The sequence below is a fragment of the Daejeonella sp. genome, from assembly GCF_036405355.1.
In the GTDB taxonomy this organism is placed as follows: domain Bacteria; phylum Bacteroidota; class Bacteroidia; order Sphingobacteriales; family Sphingobacteriaceae; genus Daejeonella.
Genome location: NZ_DASWXT010000029.1, coordinates 1 through 16,973, shown reverse-complemented (window position 1 = coordinate 16,973; position 16,973 = coordinate 1). Strand labels below are relative to the sequence as shown.

At 38.8% G+C, this 16,973-nt stretch carries 17 protein-coding genes, 1 tRNA gene and 1 pseudogene; 9 read left to right on the top strand and 10 right to left on the bottom strand.

The window, feature by feature from the left end; genetic code table 11:
- The first annotated feature begins 17 nt into the window (after window positions 1-17).
- The 6 genes and pseudogenes from VGE44_RS03385 to VGE44_RS03365 all read left to right on the top strand — a co-directional run bounded on the left by VGE44_RS03385 (window position 18) and on the right by VGE44_RS03365 (window position 3,723).
- Entirely contained in the window at window positions 18-644 is a 627-nt protein-coding gene (locus tag VGE44_RS03385) for a Crp/Fnr family transcriptional regulator (RefSeq protein WP_331076349.1), read from the top strand.
- A gap of 33 nt (window positions 645-677) precedes the next feature.
- The gene (locus VGE44_RS18415; protein WP_414649273.1) at window positions 678-899 is read left to right on the top strand and encodes a DUF4386 family protein; all 222 of its coding nucleotides are present in this window, start codon (window positions 678-680) and stop codon (window positions 897-899) included.
- Window positions 900-1,293: 394 nt separating this feature from the next.
- Window positions 1,294-1,704 (top strand): annotated as a pseudogene (locus VGE44_RS03380) (zinc-binding dehydrogenase); the annotation flags it as partial.
- A 73-nt stretch (window positions 1,705-1,777) separates the two neighbouring features.
- The gene (locus VGE44_RS03375) at window positions 1,778-2,266 is read left to right on the top strand and encodes a YdeI/OmpD-associated family protein (RefSeq protein ID WP_331076348.1); all 489 of its coding nucleotides are present in this window, start codon (window positions 1,778-1,780) and stop codon (window positions 2,264-2,266) included.
- 55 nt (window positions 2,267-2,321) lie between these two features.
- A complete protein-coding gene (locus tag VGE44_RS03370) occupies window positions 2,322-3,005 on the top strand; it encodes a hypothetical protein (protein WP_331076347.1) in 684 nt (227 codons plus the stop codon).
- A gap of 148 nt (window positions 3,006-3,153) precedes the next feature.
- Window positions 3,154-3,723 carry a DUF4256 domain-containing protein gene (locus tag VGE44_RS03365; RefSeq protein ID WP_331076346.1) on the top strand — a complete coding sequence of 190 codons (570 nt, stop codon included), beginning with the start codon at window positions 3,154-3,156 and terminating at the stop codon, window positions 3,721-3,723.
- A 74-nt stretch (window positions 3,724-3,797) separates the two neighbouring features.
- On the opposite strand, the gene VGE44_RS03360 is transcribed toward VGE44_RS03365, so the two are convergent.
- Together VGE44_RS03360 and VGE44_RS03355 are read right to left on the bottom strand one after the other, a co-directional pair.
- Entirely contained in the window at window positions 3,798-6,350 is a 2,553-nt protein-coding gene (locus VGE44_RS03360) for a phosphoenolpyruvate carboxylase (protein ID WP_331076345.1), read from the bottom strand.
- Window positions 6,351-6,527: 177 nt separating this feature from the next.
- A complete protein-coding gene (locus VGE44_RS03355; RefSeq protein WP_331076344.1) occupies window positions 6,528-7,340 on the bottom strand; it encodes an alpha/beta hydrolase in 813 nt (270 codons plus the stop codon).
- Window positions 7,341-7,585: 245 nt separating this feature from the next.
- Between VGE44_RS03355 and VGE44_RS03350 the strand changes: the two genes are divergently transcribed.
- Window positions 7,586-7,993, top strand: a complete 408-nt coding sequence (locus VGE44_RS03350; RefSeq protein ID WP_331076343.1) for a GNAT family N-acetyltransferase — start codon at window positions 7,586-7,588, stop codon at window positions 7,991-7,993.
- Between the two features lie 150 nt (window positions 7,994-8,143).
- Entirely contained in the window at window positions 8,144-8,590 is a 447-nt protein-coding gene (locus VGE44_RS03345; RefSeq protein WP_331076342.1) for a nuclear transport factor 2 family protein, read from the top strand.
- A 108-nt stretch (window positions 8,591-8,698) separates the two neighbouring features.
- Here VGE44_RS03345 and VGE44_RS03340 read toward each other — a convergent pair whose 3' ends face one another.
- The 8 genes from VGE44_RS03340 to VGE44_RS03305 all read right to left on the bottom strand — a co-directional run bounded on the left by VGE44_RS03340 (window position 8,699) and on the right by VGE44_RS03305 (window position 15,046).
- Window positions 8,699-9,901 carry a phosphoglycerate kinase gene (locus VGE44_RS03340; RefSeq protein WP_331076341.1) on the bottom strand — a complete coding sequence of 401 codons (1,203 nt, stop codon included), beginning with the start codon at window positions 9,899-9,901 and terminating at the stop codon, window positions 8,699-8,701.
- A gap of 24 nt (window positions 9,902-9,925) precedes the next feature.
- Window positions 9,926-10,357 (bottom strand): GNAT family N-acetyltransferase, encoded by a 432-nt coding sequence (locus VGE44_RS03335; protein WP_331076340.1) that lies wholly within the window; start codon window positions 10,355-10,357, stop codon window positions 9,926-9,928.
- Between the two features lie 10 nt (window positions 10,358-10,367).
- On the bottom strand, window positions 10,368-11,366 hold the full coding sequence (gene gap / locus VGE44_RS03330) for a type I glyceraldehyde-3-phosphate dehydrogenase (protein WP_331076339.1): 999 nt from the start codon (window positions 11,364-11,366) through the stop codon (window positions 10,368-10,370).
- Window positions 11,367-11,589: 223 nt separating this feature from the next.
- Complete coding sequence (gene obgE / locus VGE44_RS03325) at window positions 11,590-12,606, bottom strand: GTPase ObgE (RefSeq protein ID WP_331076338.1); 1,017 nt, start codon at window positions 12,604-12,606, stop codon at window positions 11,590-11,592.
- A gap of 79 nt (window positions 12,607-12,685) precedes the next feature.
- Window positions 12,686-13,258: an adenylate kinase gene (locus VGE44_RS03320; RefSeq protein WP_331076337.1), complete on the bottom strand. Its 573-nt coding sequence runs from the start codon at window positions 13,256-13,258 to the stop codon at window positions 12,686-12,688.
- Between the two features lie 115 nt (window positions 13,259-13,373).
- Window positions 13,374-13,447: transfer RNA gene (locus VGE44_RS03315), tRNA-Arg, on the bottom strand.
- A gap of 116 nt (window positions 13,448-13,563) precedes the next feature.
- Entirely contained in the window at window positions 13,564-14,025 is a 462-nt protein-coding gene (locus VGE44_RS03310; RefSeq protein ID WP_331076336.1) for a redoxin domain-containing protein, read from the bottom strand.
- A 103-nt stretch (window positions 14,026-14,128) separates the two neighbouring features.
- On the bottom strand, window positions 14,129-15,046 hold the full coding sequence (locus tag VGE44_RS03305; RefSeq protein WP_331076335.1) for an SDR family oxidoreductase: 918 nt from the start codon (window positions 15,044-15,046) through the stop codon (window positions 14,129-14,131).
- A gap of 426 nt (window positions 15,047-15,472) precedes the next feature.
- Between VGE44_RS03305 and atpD the strand changes: the two genes are divergently transcribed.
- A partial coding sequence (atpD, locus tag VGE44_RS03300) for a F0F1 ATP synthase subunit beta (protein ID WP_331076334.1) occupies window positions 15,473-16,973 on the top strand: 1,501 nt, incomplete at its 3' end.

The following is a 16,973-nucleotide window of genomic DNA, read 5'->3' as shown; positions in this document are numbered from 1 at the left end:
AATCTTTATTTTTATTTATGAAATTCAAAGATGAGCTATCAAAACCCGCTAAAGTAAAACCTGATTATGAGGTCTTAGAGATAATCGACTCCCTGTCAAATTCCAATGCAACTACCCAAGAGGAAAAAGACTTTTTTGCTGGGAAGATTGATGTCAAGAGAGTCAAAAAAGGCGTATTTCTGTTAAAAGAAGGACAAATTATTAGATCAACTTACCACCTCTTTAAAGGTTGCATCCGAGAATATTACCATAAGGATGGAGAAGAAAAGACTGTTGAATTTTATACCTCTGGGGATAGCCTTTCGAACGTTGGAAATCCTTTGAATGAGATTCCTAGTAGTATTAATTGGGAGTGTATGTGTGAATGTATTATTTCGATCTTCCCCTTTGCGGTTGAGAGGGAAATGCACAAACGTTTTCCCAGATTAGAATCACTTTGCAGAATTGAAAGCGAAAAGAATTATTCAAATTATAGAAGTGCTATGAATACCTATCTTTCATCGAGCCCTGCTGAGCGTTATGAAAACCTAATAAAAACTAAGCCTGAGCTGTTTCAATTAGTCCCGCTATACCACATTGCAAGCTATTTGGGAGTAAAGCCAGAATCATTAAGCAGAATAAGAGGTAGGTTGAGATCTTCTTAATCTTCAACTTTCCCCTCAGAAATATCCAAGTCATTGTGCACCTGTGTATTTCTGCTAGGTATTATAATCTTTAAATCGAGAGTCGTACCAAGGTTTATAGGATACTTTATAGCTATTGTTGGATTGTGCTGTTTCTTTGATAACACAGGTAGCCTTCTTATTCCGTCATATCAAATCTATAAAGAGCTAATAGAAAATATTCTTTCTTTACCGATGGCATTAGGAGAACTGGTCCTTGCGATTTGGCTAATTTGATTTAAATATAGAAATCAACAAATAAATAGTTATGAATCAAATGGAGGTAATTAAGAGTATCTGGACGGTAATAATTCTTTCCATATTTTTTTTCTCGTGTTCTGTTCAACAATGTGCTGTAAATACCGAAACTAAACCTTTCCAAAACAGGGGCAAAGTATGGGGTGAAAAAATCGAAAAATGCGGAGAAAATATCTGGATGTTAGAATATAGAACAGATGCAGACTTGCATCTATTGGCTATTAATGTTAAATAGAGAGATGTACAGAAAATAGTAGAAGAATTAAATGCCCGTGCTTACGCGGTCGAAAAATCAAGTCTGTTTGTTCAAATTATCTATCAGGGATCGCGGATTATAAAGTTGTAACAGTTATTAAGTGTTCATTTCGCTGTTCAAATTGCAAAGGCTTATGGTGCCAGGGTAAGTGCTGTTTGTTCAAGCAGAAATATTGACTTTGTAAGGGATTTAGGGGCTGATCAGGTGATTCCATACGATAAAGAAAACATACATGAGCACATGGGGAAATATGATCTGATTATTGATACTCAAGGCAATCTTTCATTTGAAGATTTTAAGCGTATGGGACATAGTGGTGTGATGGTAGGTTTTACAACGATTGGACATATGATCTCGGTACTTTTAAAAAGTGTATTCAGTAAATTTCCTCTCGCACAATTTACGGCAGAAGCAAATACTAAAGACCTGGAGATTCTGGCCTCTCTAATACAAAATGAGAAAATTAAAGTTCATATAGAAAAGACTTTCCAATATAAAAAAAATACCGGAAGCCCTTGGCTATATTGAAGCCATGCGCACTAAGGGTAAAGTTGCAATGGCTTGGGAAGGTGTGAAGGAAGAATAAAAACTCCAAAAAAAAATGAAAACAGTAAAGCCTTTAGTCGACAGGAAATATCTGCTTGAAAAATATCCAGGCAAGGGTGGCTGGACCTATGCTGCCATTCCCGAAGTTTTGCAGGACAAAAGTTCGCCTTTTGGCTGGGTTAAAGTAAGAGGTTGGATTGATAATTTTGAGATTAAGAACTACAAACTGATGCCAATGGGTAATGGCAAGCTTTTTTTACCGGTTAAAGCAGAGATCAGAAAAAAGATTGCCAAGAAGCAAGGTGATTGGGTTCAAATAACATTGTATGCAGATACAAATCCAATTGAAATACCTGAGGAATTCTTAGACTGCCTTAAAACAGACCCCATTGCCTATGAAATATTCTTATGTTATACTGATGGGCAAAAAAAGGAATTTATTGACTGGATCTATTCTGCAAAAACTGAGAGGACAAAAGTTGAAAGAATTGCGGAGACCTTAAATAAACTGCTTAAAAAAGAGAAACTAAGGGATAACAAATAATAAAGCTCCGGATATACAAAATCATTAAATACATATTTGAGAAAGAGTTCAATTAATGGAAAATTTACCATCTTACATCAGCATACTTTTCGGATTAACAACAATCGCTACAGCCTGGATTTTTTATAAAGCTGCCGGCAATTCAAAACCAGTTTTAATGGTAATTCTGATCTGGCTGGCAGTTCAGGCCTTCATTGCAAGTTCAGGGTTTTATACGGTGACAGATACTTTCCCACCCAGATTTCTATTATTGGTCCTGCCACCATTTCTTGCCATCGCCGGGCTTTTTATGAGTCCTAAAGGCAGAAATTTTATTGACAGTTTGAACTTAAAAAGTCTTACGATATTACATACAATTCGGATTCAGGTTGAAATAGTCCTCTACTTCCTGTTCACTTCAAAAGTCATTCCTGAACTGATGACCTTTGAAGGAAGAAACTTCGATGTTTTATCGGGAATTACCGCTCCTTTGATTTTCTATTTTGCATTTGTCAAAAAACGATTTGGACGAAAAATTATTTTAATCTGGAATGTGATCTGCCTCGGATTGCTTATAAATATTGTAATTAATGCCGTTTTATCTGCTCCATTTCCATTTCAGCAATTTGCCTTTAACCAGCCCAATATTGCAGTTCTATATTTTCCATTTATCTGGCTACCCTGCTGTGTGGTACCTTTAGTTTTACTTTCTCACCTGTCAGCAATCAGGCAATTGTCAAACAATGGAAAGAAGAAATGATTAATTTAAGGACCAATTTAAAAACAAGGTATTTTAGAATCCAGAACAGCTTTGATTAACAAGGCTTTTATTCAGAGCTGAACAAATGAACTTACTGAACAGAGCTGCTGACAATTACTTGAATTCTGTTTAAAATAAATATACTCTAATGGAACATAACAGAAACTTATTACCAGAAGAAGCGGGAAAACTACTCTTAATATTAAAATCCCGGTTCGAAAAAAACATGATCCGGCATAAAGGTATCGACTGGGCTGATGTGCATGCAAAACTAAATTCTAAGGATAATACCCAAAAATTATGGTCGCTCAATGAAATGGAAAGAACCGGTGGTGAACCGGATGTTATTGCACAGGATCAAAAAACTGGGGAATACATTTTTTATGATTGTTCAGCTGAGAGTCCGAAAGACCGCAGAAGTATATGTTACGACGAGGATGCACTGGAATCAAGAAAAGAGCATAAACCTAAAAATAGTGCGATTGGGATGGCTAAAGATATGGGCATTCAGATTTTATCGGAAGAGGAATACCGTTACTTGCAAAAACTTGGCCATTTTGATACAAAAACCTCAAGCTGGATCAAAACACCAGAAAAAATCAGGGAGCTGGGGGGGGCCATCTTTGCTGATTTCCGTTATGACAATGTATTCGTTTATCATAATGGTGCTGAATCTTATTATGCTGCCAGGGGATTCCGGGGCGCATTAAAGATCTGATCAGGATATCATGAAACTGCACAAATAGGTAAACTCTTTGGCGGACTGAATTAAGTATGAATCAATTTATATAATCAGGCAGAATTCCGTTCTGCATTGATAATCCCAAAAGAACAGCGCATTACCAGCTTCTCAAATACTTTAACCTCAGGCGAATCTGAAGCTCTATTACCTTTTTCTCTGATCATGGTTAGGGCGTATTGCTGAATGGTAATTAGTGGCAATTCAATACGCTGCCTCATCCTGATTGAAAGCTGATCAGTTTCCCTGTCAGCCATTAATTCAGATTTACCCGTCAGCAGGAAGATGTATTTTTTTGTTCGCTCAAATTCTTCATAAAATAAATTCCACAGAACCCCATATTTCGGATGTTTAGACAAATAGGAAGTCAAAGGGAAAAAGCATTTACTCATTGCCATTTCGCAATTACCCATAAGCGTTCTGAAATAGAGTGAATGCTTATAGAGATTTTTAATATCTCCCCATTTACCTTCAGCTTCCAGTTTCTCAAAAGCAATTCCCACTCCATAATAACCCGGAATATTTTGCTTTAACTGACTCCAGGCTCCGACATAAGGTACAGCCCTCAGATCATTCAGATTTAACTTTCCAGCTTTACGCTTAGAAGGCCTGCTACCAATATTGGCTTCTGCATAATAACGTAATGGACTTGCAAAATTCAGGTACTCCAGAAAATCAGGATTGTTCTTCAGAATATTAAAGGCCTGATAACTTTCTTCAGCTAATTCCTGCAGTAATTCTACTTCTGCACCGCTCATGGTAGAGCTTCTTAATGGAAACAACGCATTACTAATTCCTGAATGCATTAATTGCTCCATATTGAATCTTGCTGAAGCTCTGGTGCCAAAATTTGAACTGATAGTCTGGCCCTGTATCGTTAATTGTATTTCCTTATTAGCAATATTCTTACCCATGGAGGCATAAAATTGATGGGTTTTACCTCCACCCCTGGCCGGAGGGCCTCCCCTTCCATCAAAAAACACCACTTCTATGCCATATTCTTTTGAAATTCGGGTCAGTTCCTCTTTAGCTTTGTAGATACTCCAGTTAGCCATTAAATATCCGCCATCCTTAGTCCCATCTGAGAATCCAAGCATAATGGTCTGAGCATTTTTTCTCCGCTTCAAATGTTTTCGGTAGGATTCATTTTGGTACAGCGTTGTCATTACTTTGGTTGCGCTCCTGAGGTCTCCTATAGTCTCGAATAGGGGGACTATGTCGAGATTTAACTCCTCCTTTTTCCAGCCGGCCATCAAACATAAACCATATACCTCCATAACATTCAATGCACTGGTTGTATGGCTAATAATATACCTGTGACAGCCTTCAGGCCCGTTAAAACGCTGAATTGTTCTGATGGAAAGTATGGTATCAAAAGTATCCTTATCAAGATCAGTATCAACTACCAAAGAATCAATACTCTGTAGAAGCTGAATTTTTGATTCCTCCGAAAGGGTTTTATAATTTTTAGGAAGAACCCTGGTTTTTTCAGAAACCAGTTCTACCAGGTCAGTATGAACTGAACTATCCTGTCTTACATCCAGAGAGGCAAAAAACAAACCAAATAAGTTCACCTTATCGAGTAAATTGTTCACCTTGTTTAAAAAAAGGCTATTATGTTTTTCAATAAGTATGTCCCTGATCTCTACTAAGGTTGCACTTATTTCATCCTTTGAGAGGTAGGCATTATATCCTGGAATAAACAGATTCTTATAAAGCCGGGCTTCAAGCGAAGCCAGCAAGGTATCAACACCCTGGAAGGTCAGTCTGCCTTTAAGTGAGCGCACCTCCATATAATAGCATTTAATAATACTTTGCCTCAAGGCTTCAGCAACTTTTAAGGTAGTATCTGCCTTTACAAAAGGATTTCCATCCCGATCACCACCTGGCCAGAATCCCATTCTGATCAATTGATTTTCTGCCGATACCGCTTCCGGAAATTCACTGTTCAGAAAAGATAAAATATGCCCTGCTGAATGGTAAAATACATTCTCCAAAAACCATATCAGGTTAACTGCTTCATCATAAGGGCTAGGCTTTTCTTTCTTAAAGAATGGTGTTTTTCCTAATTGCTGTAAATAGGTATTCACTAAAACCGTATCATCCTTTTGGAGTGCTTTCCCCAGATCATGGATAATGCCTAAAACTGCACTCGGATAAAACTGGTTGGGATGAGCTGTGAGGACCAGCCGAACCGAAAAGTCTTTTAACTTTTCTGCGAGCTGTTGCTGTGAATTTGTTTGAACGACTTCAGTCTGAAGCTGCTTTAGGGTACCCGAACCATCCATATCATGGGTGGCACCAAATGCCGCATCTTCAAGTGCATCAAACAAAACAACCTGTCTTTCAGAATATTGTATAAACCTGAACAATAGATCTATTTGCTCTTTACTGCTTACATAAGTAGTGTACTGACGAAAAAACGAATCAATGATTTCTGCAGGGCTTTGATTATTTCGAAATCCTTCTTCACAATGCAGCAGAAATAAGGATAGTAATATTCCCGTTTTCTCAACCTTATGAAAGGGTAAGGATGTAAACAAACTGTTATACATCTCAAACTTTGTTCCAACAAGATTCTTAAATTCAGCCAGGGTATTACTCATAATTTTCAATCTAATTCCAAAGGTACAGTGTAAAACTGCATAAGGGCTGAAATTACATCAAAATGGAGGGAAATCAAAAAGCAGGATAGAAAAATACAGAATTATGATATCAGGCTGATATTAAAAATCTGATCCATGAAGTCAATTTTAATCAATTCTGATCCATAACATGCTATATTATTTTAAAAAATCAAACAGATGCTGGTTGAACTCCTGAGCTTGCTCAAGATTGGAAACATGACCCGCATGATCAATTATGCGAAGTATTGACCCTTTAATATTCTGATTCATAAATTCTGACTGAGCAATGGGTGTAACCTGATCTTCCCTGCCGCAAATAATCAATGTTGGAATATTCACATGATTTAGTGAAGAACAAGTTTCTGAACGCTCTGCTAATGCTCTTAGACCCATTGAAATTATTTGTATAGAATTAGAACTAATAACATTTCGCAATTCTTCAACAATTTCACTTTTTTGTGTCAGGGAATCCTTATGGAAAACATTTTTCAAAAAGCTTTCTGTAAAGTTTTCTGTTCCATTCAAATTTATTTCTTCAATCAGCTTAAGACGCTTTTCTTTACCTTCCGGAGTATCTGCAATACATTGTGTATCACATAAAATCAAGCCCTCAAAACGATCAGAAAATCGTTGGCAGACATTCAGAGCTATATAACCACCCATTGATAATCCACAAATAATTGCCTTATCAATGTTTAACTTATTCATGAACTGTATTAAATCATCTCCAAATAAATCAATACTCAGGATTGATTTCTCATCTTTGGAATTTCCAAATCCTCTGATGTCACAGGCAATTACACGATGTGATGACTTTAAAAAGTCAAGCTGAGACAGCCACATTTGCTTACTGAAGGGAAAACCGTGCAAAAAAATAATTGGAACAATCCCTTCCCCGAGATCATCGTATGATAAATTGAAATTATTTACGCTGGTAATTAAATTATATCCCTTAGCTGTACTTTCCATAAAATTCTCTTTTACAGGTTTCTATCTTAACTCAACACATCTTTGCTATGGCAGATAAACCTTAGTTTAAATAACGGTTAAACTCAAGTTTATGTTGTTGCTTATTCAGTAAAATATTATTTTATACTCAATTAAGAAATTGACACTGTATCATAATTAAAAATCAGGGGATTCGAAATTTTAATTACTTAGATAAAATCTGAAATCAATTAGAAATGTAGATTTACCAAATTATAAAGGAATAGATGATAAGCTATCAACAAGAAGAAAACCTGAGTGTTGACGAATTCAAAAGCGTATTGCTGAATTCCACTTTAGGAGAAAGAAGACCAATTGGGGAACCTGAAAGACTATCTGAAATGCTCAAACACGCTAATTTGATTTTAACTGCGAGAGATAATGGCAAACTCATTGGCATTGCCCGATCTCTGACTGACTTTGTATTTTGCACCTACCTTTCAGATCTGGCAGTTGACGAAAAGTATCAGAAAATGGGGATTGGCAAAGAATTAGTCCGGCAAACCAAATTAGCTACGCCCGGTGCGAAACTAATTTTACTTTCAGCACCAAAAGCAGTGAACTACTATCCTAAAATTGGCATGACTAAATGGGACCAATGCTTTGTGCTCAATAATGTAGATGATTTATGCTAGGAAATAGGGTATACAGCTAAAAAACCAGTTCTACTTGTTTCTTTTGTCTTATATAAATTTATACTAAACCCAATATGCTGGAACAAAGGCTCACCAATCAGGTGAGTTTAATGCTTCCAGATTATCGTTTCCATTAATAGATCTCGTATTATGAAAAAAATATTCCTTTTGATCCTGCTCTTAACCAGCATTAATTCTTTTGCCCAGAAGACGCAAAACCCAGAAGAAAAAGAAATTCTGTTGAAAGTACAGCAGTTTTTTGATGCACTTGAAAAACAGGATACGGTACTGTTTAAATCTACATTACTAACAAACGGACAAGTCTGGGCGATCTCTGAAAAAGAAAATGCAGCAAAATATTCTATGCGGCAGTTTAGTGATTTCATGAAAACTTTGATAAATCCGGCAAGGGTTATTCAGGAAAGAATGCTTTCTTCAGAAGTAAAAATCCATGATCGGATTGCGATGGCCTGGGTACCTTATAGCCTGGATATCAGCGGCAAATTCTCACATTGCGGGGTGGATCTGTTCACGTTTTTAAAAACGGATGAAGGCTGGAAAATAGCAACTGCGGCATATACTATTGAGCAGGATTGATCACGTTCAGGGTCAAGCCAGGAATGACAAATGGATCTTGATATTACTGCCCCCACTGTCATTCCTCATTTCAGCCAAAAGAAATTTTTAATATTGCAATGCCTACTGTCATTCCAGCCCCAAGCCGGAAATCGCCTTCACCCCTGGTAATTCCTTCCCTTCCATGTATTCCAGCAAGGCTCCACCACCAGTAGATACATAACTTACTTCATCCTCAAAACCGAATTTAGCCACCGCAGCAGCAGAATCTCCTCCACCTATCAATGAAAATGCACCTTTCTTTGTGGCCTCTACTACCGCTTCAGCGACTGATTTGGTTCCCGTTTCAAATTTTTCCATCTCAAAAACGCCCATTGGACCATTCCAAAGGATAGTTTTGGAACTCTTAACAACAGAACTGAAACTTTTTACAGACTCCGGGCCGATATCCAGTCCCATCCAGCCAGTAGGGATAGCATCATTTTGAGCAATTGAAGTATTGGCATCTGAGGCAAAGGCATCTGCTACCACCGAATCAACCGGAAGAAGCAAATTGACGTTTTTAGCTTTCGCCTTTTTCAACAATTCAAGGGCAAGGTCTAATTTATCTTCTTCGACCAATGAATTACCTATCTGACCTCCCAGTGCCTTAGCAAAAGTATAGGCCATTCCACCGCCAATAATCAGGTTATCAACCTTTTCCAGCAATTTTTCAATTAAAAGGATCTTATCAGACACTTTTGCACCGCCCATAATTGCAGTGAACGGCCTTTCAGCGTGATTCAATATTTTCTCTGCATTCGCCAGTTCTCCAGCCATCAGGTAACCGAAATATTTTGCTGCCGGGAAGAATTTCGCAATGATAGCAGTGGAAGCATGGGCACGATGTGCCGTACCAAAGGCATCATTTACATATACATCGCCCAAAGAGGCCAGCTTTCCAGCAAATGCTTCATCACCTTTTTCTTCTTCTTTATAAAAACGAAGGTTTTCAAGTAATAAGACTTCACCAGATTTTAACTCCTTCGCTTTCGAAACGGCACTCTCACCTATGCAATCATCAGCAAATTGGACATCCCTGTTCAGTAAGATGGCGAGATGCCTGACAAGATGCCTTAAAGAATACTTCTCTGTGGGCCCGTCTTTTGGTCTGCCTAAATGGGACATCAAAATAACTGAACCACCATCATTTAATATCTTCTCAATAGTTGGAACAGCCCCAACCATGCGATTATCGTCTGTAATATTGAACTTATCATCAAGCGGGACATTAAAATCGACGCGTATGAGTGCTTTTTTACCAGAAAAATTTAAAAAATCTATTGTATTCATATAATCATGTGTTAGGCTTATTTATTACTGGATCTTCAGGTACATTACCCTGTGGGGACCAACACCCACTATTTCGAATTCGTCAGAAATGATTTCAAATCCTATGCCCAGATAAAATTTGCAGGCATTTATTCTTGCATTACACCAGATATAATTTACTTTTTGGCCACGGAGGTAAACAATCGCAAAGTTAAGCAACTGATTGCCAATTCCCTTTCCCTGATAATCTTCCCTTGTGGCCATTCCTCGCAATTGATATCCCTCACCCGTATAGCCTTCTTTACCCTGTTTGTGAAAACTTCCGATGCAGATCAGCTCATCCTCCTTAAAATAGCCCAGGTGAAATGTATTTTTGTCATCATCTCCATCAAAACGGCAAAGTTCAGGAGCTAATCCCTCTCTTAATACAGGGCTTCGCAGAACCAATGTATCTTCTGTGCCGATAAATCTGATCATAATATGGAGATTATTTTCTAAGTGTAGCAATTTTAATCACCAGATCAGCCAGGCGGTTTGAATAACCCGACTCATTATCATACCATCCGACAACTTTCACCAATTCCCCAACCACTGAGCTCAGTTCAGAATCAAAAATGCAGGAATGAGGATTATCCAGAATATCAACCGATACAATTGGGTCAGAGGTATATTCGAGAATTCCTTTTAAATATCCTTGTGAGGCTTCTAAAAAAGCTTTATTAATCTCTTTAGTGCTTACCTTCTTTTTAAGCGTGCAGGTAAAATCTGTCAGAGAACCATTCAAAACCGGAACACGAATGCCGGCACCACCCAGTTTCCCTTCGAGGTGCGGAAAGATAGTAGTGATCGCTTTTGCCGCTCCAGTAGTAGTTGGAATAATAGATGCTGAAGCTGCTCTGGCTCTCCTAAGATCTTTATGAGGAGCATCATGCAGGTTCTGGTCACCGGTCATCGAGTGCACTGTCGTAATGTAGCCATCCACAATACCCCAATGGTCATCCAATACTTTAACCATAGGTGCAACATTGTTGGTTGTACAGGAAGCGTTTGAAAGAATTGGCGCATTTAGGTCAACCAGGTGTTCGTTCACACCCAAAACTATAGTAGCAATTTCCCTGTCGGATGATGGAGCAGAAATAATAACCTGCCTGGCTCCTGCCTGCAAATGCAAACCGGCACCAGCTGTATAAGTAAACTTCCCGGTTGACTCAACAACCAGATCAATATTCAATTCCTTCCACGGAAGTTTAGACGGATCCTTTTCGGCAAAAACCCGGATCCTGTGGCCATTTATTAATAAATGATCATTTTCAGCAGATACTTCCCCCTCAAATCCTCTGTGAACTGAGTCGTATTTAAAAAGATGTGCAAGGGTTTTTGTATCAGAAAGATCATTTATCGCAACAATTTCGAGTCCTGGTCTTTGTAGCAGGGCTCTCAGAGTAATCCTTCCGATACGGCCAAAACCGTTGATTGCAATTTTCATATTCAGACTATATTGTCCAAAGTTATTCAAATGAATGAAAAAGAGCTGTAAAATTTTTGTCAGGAGATTTCGCAAGTCGGACTTACGAATTTACTTAGTCGTCATGAAAGATAAATTCGTCAGTCGCTGTAGTTTTTGGCGACTGGATAGCTATCAGGTGAAGAAATCGACTTTCTAAACGCCTATGTGATTTCAATTCGGAAGGCTGACTTGTACTGAAATTTTATTCAGCCTTATTATCAATCCCTGAATTGATCTCTTTCCAAAGCATATCTTTCAACTCAAGTAGTCCTTTTTGAGCAACTGAAGAGATAAATACATAAGGAATGGCAGGTAAATCCAGCTTCATTTCGTTCATCAATTCCTCATCTAGCAAATCTGATTTGCTTATTGCAAGGATACGGGGTTTATGCATCAATTCAGGATTATAATCCTCAAGCTCATTGAGCAGGATTTCATATTCCTGTTTTATTGTCCTCGCGGTATCTGCCGGGACTAAAAATAACAAAACAGAATTACGTTCAATATGTCTGAGGAAACGAATACCAAGTCCCTTTCCCTTAGAGGCCCCCTCAATTATTCCGGGGATATCTGCCATCACAAAAGAGCGGTTATCGCGATAAGAAACTATCCCCAAATTTGGAACAAGGGTAGTGAAAGCATAATCAGCAATTTCAGGCTTCGCTGCAGAAACAACCGAAAGTAAGGTTGATTTACCTGCGTTAGGAAAACCTACCAAACCAACGTCTGCAAGGATCTTCAGTTCAAGCACCATCCACTCTTCTTTTCCGGGTTCGCCAGGTTGAGAAAAACGGGGGGTTTGTTTGGTTGAAGTTTTGAAATGCCAGTTTCCCAATCCGCCACGACCTCCCGGGGTTAAAATCCTGGTTTCTCCATCTTTTGTAATTTCGAACAGAATTTCACCTGTCTCGGCATCTCGGGCAATTGTTCCCAAAGGAACTTCCAGTATCTCATCCTTACCTGTACGGCCTGATTTCTGTCCGCTGGATCCTGGGAACCCATTCTCGGCAATGATATGTTTTCTGTATTTAAGGTGCAGTAAGGTCCAGAGCTGGCTGCTACCCTTTAAAATAATATGCCCGCCACGCCCGCCATCACCGCCATCAGGCCCACCCTTGGAGGTCAGAATGTCTCGGTGTAAATGGGATGAACCCGCTCCACCATGTCCTGAACGACAGCATATTTTTACGTAATCAACAAAATTTGAGCTCTGAGACATAATTTTTATTTACAGAGAACAAAATCCGGGCAGAAAATTGATTGATCTCAGAATTTGCGTTAACTGATTTTATCAGCAATTAATAAGTATCTACCACTGAACAGATCGAATTGAAGATCTGATCAATAGTTCCAACCCCGTTAATGCTGGTCAGTTTATTCTGCTCTTTATAGTAATTAGCTACCGGAGCAGTTTTAGAATTATATTCTACAATACGCTTACGGATGATCTCAGGATTAGCATCATCAGGGCGACCCGAATCTTTACCTCTTAATAAAAGTCGCTTTTCAAGTTCTTCAGGTTCTACCACCAGCGCTACCATTCCGGATATGGCTGATGACTTGGTCGCTAATAACTTGTCGAGAGCCTCTGCCTGCGCTACGGTACGGGGAAATCCGTCAAAAATAAAACCTCCTGCATCTTTATTTGAATCCAGCTTATTGCTGATCATTCCAATAACAACTTCATCAGGAACTAAAACACCCTGATCCATCAGCTTTTTAGCTTCAAGACCTAATTCAGTCCCGTTAGAAATTTCGGATCTCAGAATGTCACCTGTTGACAAATGGACTAATTGATACTTTTCAATTAATTTTTCGGATTGTGTTCCTTTACCAGCTCCCGGAGGGCCAAACAATACTAAGTTCAGCATTCGAATGTAAATTATTTTCTTTCTCAAATTAATTCATTTGAAACAGAAATACCTAAGTAAAATATTAAAAGCCTTTTCGACTTAATTCCGAAAAGGCTTTCAATGATGTGCGTTGTGCACCTGAAGGGAGTCGAACCCCTAACCTCCTGATCCGTAGTCAGGTGCTCTATCCAATTAAGCTACAGGTGCCTTTTTTAACGGACTGCAAAAATATGCTTTCTTTTTAAACTAACATAGTTTTTTTGAAAAAAAGCCAATCTGTTAAAAATAAGGCCTTAAAATTCTTCCGGACCTTAATGTTAATCTTAGTTCAACGCTTCACGTATCGCTTCAAAATCAGGCAGATCACCTGCAGATTCCAGTACCTCTGCATAAACGATCTGATGATCCTCATCCAGAACGAAGGCAGCTCTTTTTGCCACTCCCTTCAGATTGAATACAAATTCATCATAATATGCTCCGTATGCCTTTGAAACCTCTTTGTTAAAATCCGACAAAAGTGGAAACTGATAGTTGTTTAATTCTTTAAATTTTGCGAGTGTAAAAGGGGAATCAACAGAAATTGCCAAAACCTCTGCACCAAGTCCATCATAATAGCCGAAAGTATCGCGCATGGTACATAGCTGTGTAGTACAAACTCCTGTGAATGCCATTGGAAAGAAATGGATTACTACTTTTTTGCCTTTAAAATCACTTAATGAAATTTCCTTAAGTTCTGAACTGTACAATTTGAAATCAGGTGCTTTTTGACCCTTTGATAATGCCATATTTTTTAATCGATTAATATTTTGCCAAAGGTAGTATTATAAATAATTTCAGAATATTCTTCAGAATTTCATGACAATTGATGGACATTCTGAATGCCCCTTGTTATTTTGATTCAGAAATCGCTTTAAGCTGAGCATCTACAAAGGCAATTCCTTCTTCAAAGGATTTGGGATTGTAGCCCAGCACATTTTTAGCCTTATCCAGAATAAAGCCGGTTCGTTTAGGGCGTTTTGCAGCCTGATTTAAACTATCGGCAGAAATAGGCCTGATCAGTGACTGATCCAGCTTCCAGTACTCTGCCACTTTCTTCACCAGCTCAAGTATGCTCAGCATGTCTTTGCCGGAAGCATTAAAAATCCCTTCAGCATTTTTCTTTGCAGCAAGCAAGCAGCATTCGGCAAGATCTTCGGCAAGAGTCGGCATGCGCCATTGATCATCTACCACATTGATCGGACTGCCCTTTTCGAGTGCAGCCTTAGCCCATAGAATGATGTTACTCCGGCTCATGTCATTAACTATACCATAAACAATGATCGTACGTAAAATAACCCATTTACAGGATGATTGCTGCAAAAGCCGCTCCGCTTCGAGTTTTGTTTGCCCATAATAACTCAGTGGATTAGGCTGATCTTCTTCAGTATACGGACCGTTTTCTCCGTCAAAAATAAAATCGGTAGACAGGTGTATTAATTGAATGTTATGTTCTTCAGAAAGCCTGATCAGACTTTTTACCGAACCTACATTCAATGCATAACAATTTTCTTTATCACTTTCGCAGGCATCCACATTGGTCATGGCTGCTGTATTAATAATCGTATCAGGATGATATTTCTCTACGACCCGCTGAATTTGCAGAGGATCAAGTATATCCATATCCTCATAGATATAACCTTGCTTTACAGGATGTCTGTTAGGACCCTTTGAGCTTGCAATTAATTCAATTTCTGGATCAGAAATACAAAGGTCAGTTAATTTCTGACCCAACAGACCATTACTGCCGGTTACGAGAATTTTTTTCATCGCCCAAATAAAACAGTATTTTTTTTAAGAAAGGAATAAAATCTAATTCAATTGATAGTTGACAGTTGACAACCCATAGCCTACCGAGTTGCCAATTTCCGACTCTTGAGCGTCATCCCGACGCAGGAGGGATCTGTTGATTTTAAACCCAACAGATAATAATTAATAGGGTTCGTTCTAATAAGTTTGAGATCCCTCCTGCGTCGGGATGACGGTTAGCTATAGCATCGTTCCTGTCCTGGTCCTGGCTCCTGGTTCTTGATTCTCACTACTCAATACTCACTACTCAATACTCATTACTAAATATTATAAAAAAACTTCAATTAAGTATTTGATTTACGGGGATAAAGAGTATTTTTGCAGACCAAAAAATGCCCTCCAAAACGGGCTTAAATTGTTGATTTAATAAAGATTTACAAAATTTATATGCCAAACGCCGGAAAAATTGCACAGATCATCGGACCTGTAGTAGACGTCAGCTTCACCGAAAATGCCCACTTGCCAAAGATTTACGATGCACTTGAAATTGTAAAAGATAACGGACAAAAGATCATTCTTGAAGTTCAGCAACACTTAGGAGAAGATAGGGTTCGCGCTATCGCGATGGACTCAACAGACGGACTTGTTCGTGGGATGAAGGTAATTGATACCGGAGCCGCTATTAAAATGCCGATTGGCGACAAGATCAAAGGTCGTTTGTTCAACGTTGTTGGACAGGCTATCGATGGTATTGATACAATGGATAATTCTGATGGCTATCCAATTCACAATACTCCACCAAAATTTGATGAGTTAAGTACTGAAACTGAAGTACTTTTCACAGGTATCAAAGTGATTGACCTTCTTGAACCGTATGCAAAAGGTGGTAAGATCGGATTGTTTGGTGGTGCAGGTGTTGGTAAAACAGTATTGATCATGGAGCTGGTAAATAACATTGCGAAAGCATATGCTGGTTTATCAGTTTTTGCCGGAGTTGGTGAGCGTACACGTGAAGGAAATGACCTTTTACGTGAATTTATTGAGTCGGGTGTAATTAATTATGGCGACGCCTTCAAACATTCTATGGAAGAAGGTGGCTGGGATCTTAAATCTGTTGATAAAGAAGCATTAAAAGATTCTAAAGCTACGCTGGTATTCGGACAAATGAATGAGCCTCCTGGTGCACGTGCACGTGTTGCACTGTCTGGTCTTACAGTAGCTGAATATTTCCGTGATGGTGATGGAGAAGGACAGGGAAAAGATATTCTTTTCTTCGTAGATAATATCTTCCGTTTCACCCAGGCAGGTTCTGAGGTTTCGGCACTTCTTGGACGTATGCCATCTGCGGTAGGTTATCAGCCAACACTGGCAACTGAGATGGGATTGATGCAGGAAAGGATTACATCCACTAAGCGTGGTTCAATTACATCTGTACAGGCGGTTTATGTGCCTGCGGATGACTTGACTGACCCTGCACCGGCAACAACATTTGCTCACCTTGATGCAACAACAGTATTATCACGTAAGATCGCTGAGCTTGGAATTTATCCGGCAGTGGATCCATTGGATTCAACTTCACGTATCCTTAACGCTGCTACACTTGGCGATGAGCATTATGGTACTGCACAGCGTGTGAAAGAAATCTTACAACGTTATAAAGAATTACAGGATATTATCGCCATTCTTGGTATGGACGAATTATCTGAAGAAGATAAACTGGTAGTAGGTCGTGCCCGCCGTGTGCAGCGTTTCTTATCTCAGCCGTTCTTCGTAGCTGAACAGTTCACCGGATTAAAAGGTGTATTGGTTGACATCAAAGATACCATCAAAGGTTTCAACATGATTATGGACGGAGAAGTGGATGAGTATCCTGAAGCTGCGTTCAACCTGGTAGGTACTATCGAAGATGCAATCGAAAAAGGTAAAAAATTATTAGCTGAAGCAAACG

Coding starts and splice junctions, on each gene's coding strand:
- VGE44_RS03385 (WP_331076349.1), top strand. CDS start 18: ATGAAATTCAAAGATGAGCTATCAAAACCCGCTAAAGTAAAACCTGAT.
- VGE44_RS03375 (WP_331076348.1), top strand. CDS start 1,778: ATGAAAACAGTAAAGCCTTTAGTCGACAGGAAATATCTGCTTGAAAAA.
- VGE44_RS03370 (WP_331076347.1), top strand. CDS start 2,322: ATGGAAAATTTACCATCTTACATCAGCATACTTTTCGGATTAACAACA.
- VGE44_RS03365 (WP_331076346.1), top strand. CDS start 3,154: ATGGAACATAACAGAAACTTATTACCAGAAGAAGCGGGAAAACTACTC.
- VGE44_RS03360 (WP_331076345.1), bottom strand. CDS start 6,350: ATGAGTAATACCCTGGCTGAATTTAAGAATCTTGTTGGAACAAAGTTT.
- VGE44_RS03355 (WP_331076344.1), bottom strand. CDS start 7,340: ATGGAAAGTACAGCTAAGGGATATAATTTAATTACCAGCGTAAATAAT.
- VGE44_RS03350 (WP_331076343.1), top strand. CDS start 7,586: ATGATAAGCTATCAACAAGAAGAAAACCTGAGTGTTGACGAATTCAAA.
- VGE44_RS03345 (WP_331076342.1), top strand. CDS start 8,144: ATGAAAAAAATATTCCTTTTGATCCTGCTCTTAACCAGCATTAATTCT.
- VGE44_RS03340 (WP_331076341.1), bottom strand. CDS start 9,901: ATGAATACAATAGATTTTTTAAATTTTTCTGGTAAAAAAGCACTCATA.
- VGE44_RS03335 (WP_331076340.1), bottom strand. CDS start 10,357: ATGATCAGATTTATCGGCACAGAAGATACATTGGTTCTGCGAAGCCCT.
- gap (WP_331076339.1), bottom strand. CDS start 11,366: ATGAAAATTGCAATCAACGGTTTTGGCCGTATCGGAAGGATTACTCTG.
- obgE (WP_331076338.1), bottom strand. CDS start 12,606: ATGTCTCAGAGCTCAAATTTTGTTGATTACGTAAAAATATGCTGTCGT.
- VGE44_RS03320 (WP_331076337.1), bottom strand. CDS start 13,258: ATGCTGAACTTAGTATTGTTTGGCCCTCCGGGAGCTGGTAAAGGAACA.
- VGE44_RS03310 (WP_331076336.1), bottom strand. CDS start 14,025: ATGGCATTATCAAAGGGTCAAAAAGCACCTGATTTCAAATTGTACAGT.
- VGE44_RS03305 (WP_331076335.1), bottom strand. CDS start 15,046: ATGAAAAAAATTCTCGTAACCGGCAGTAATGGTCTGTTGGGTCAGAAA.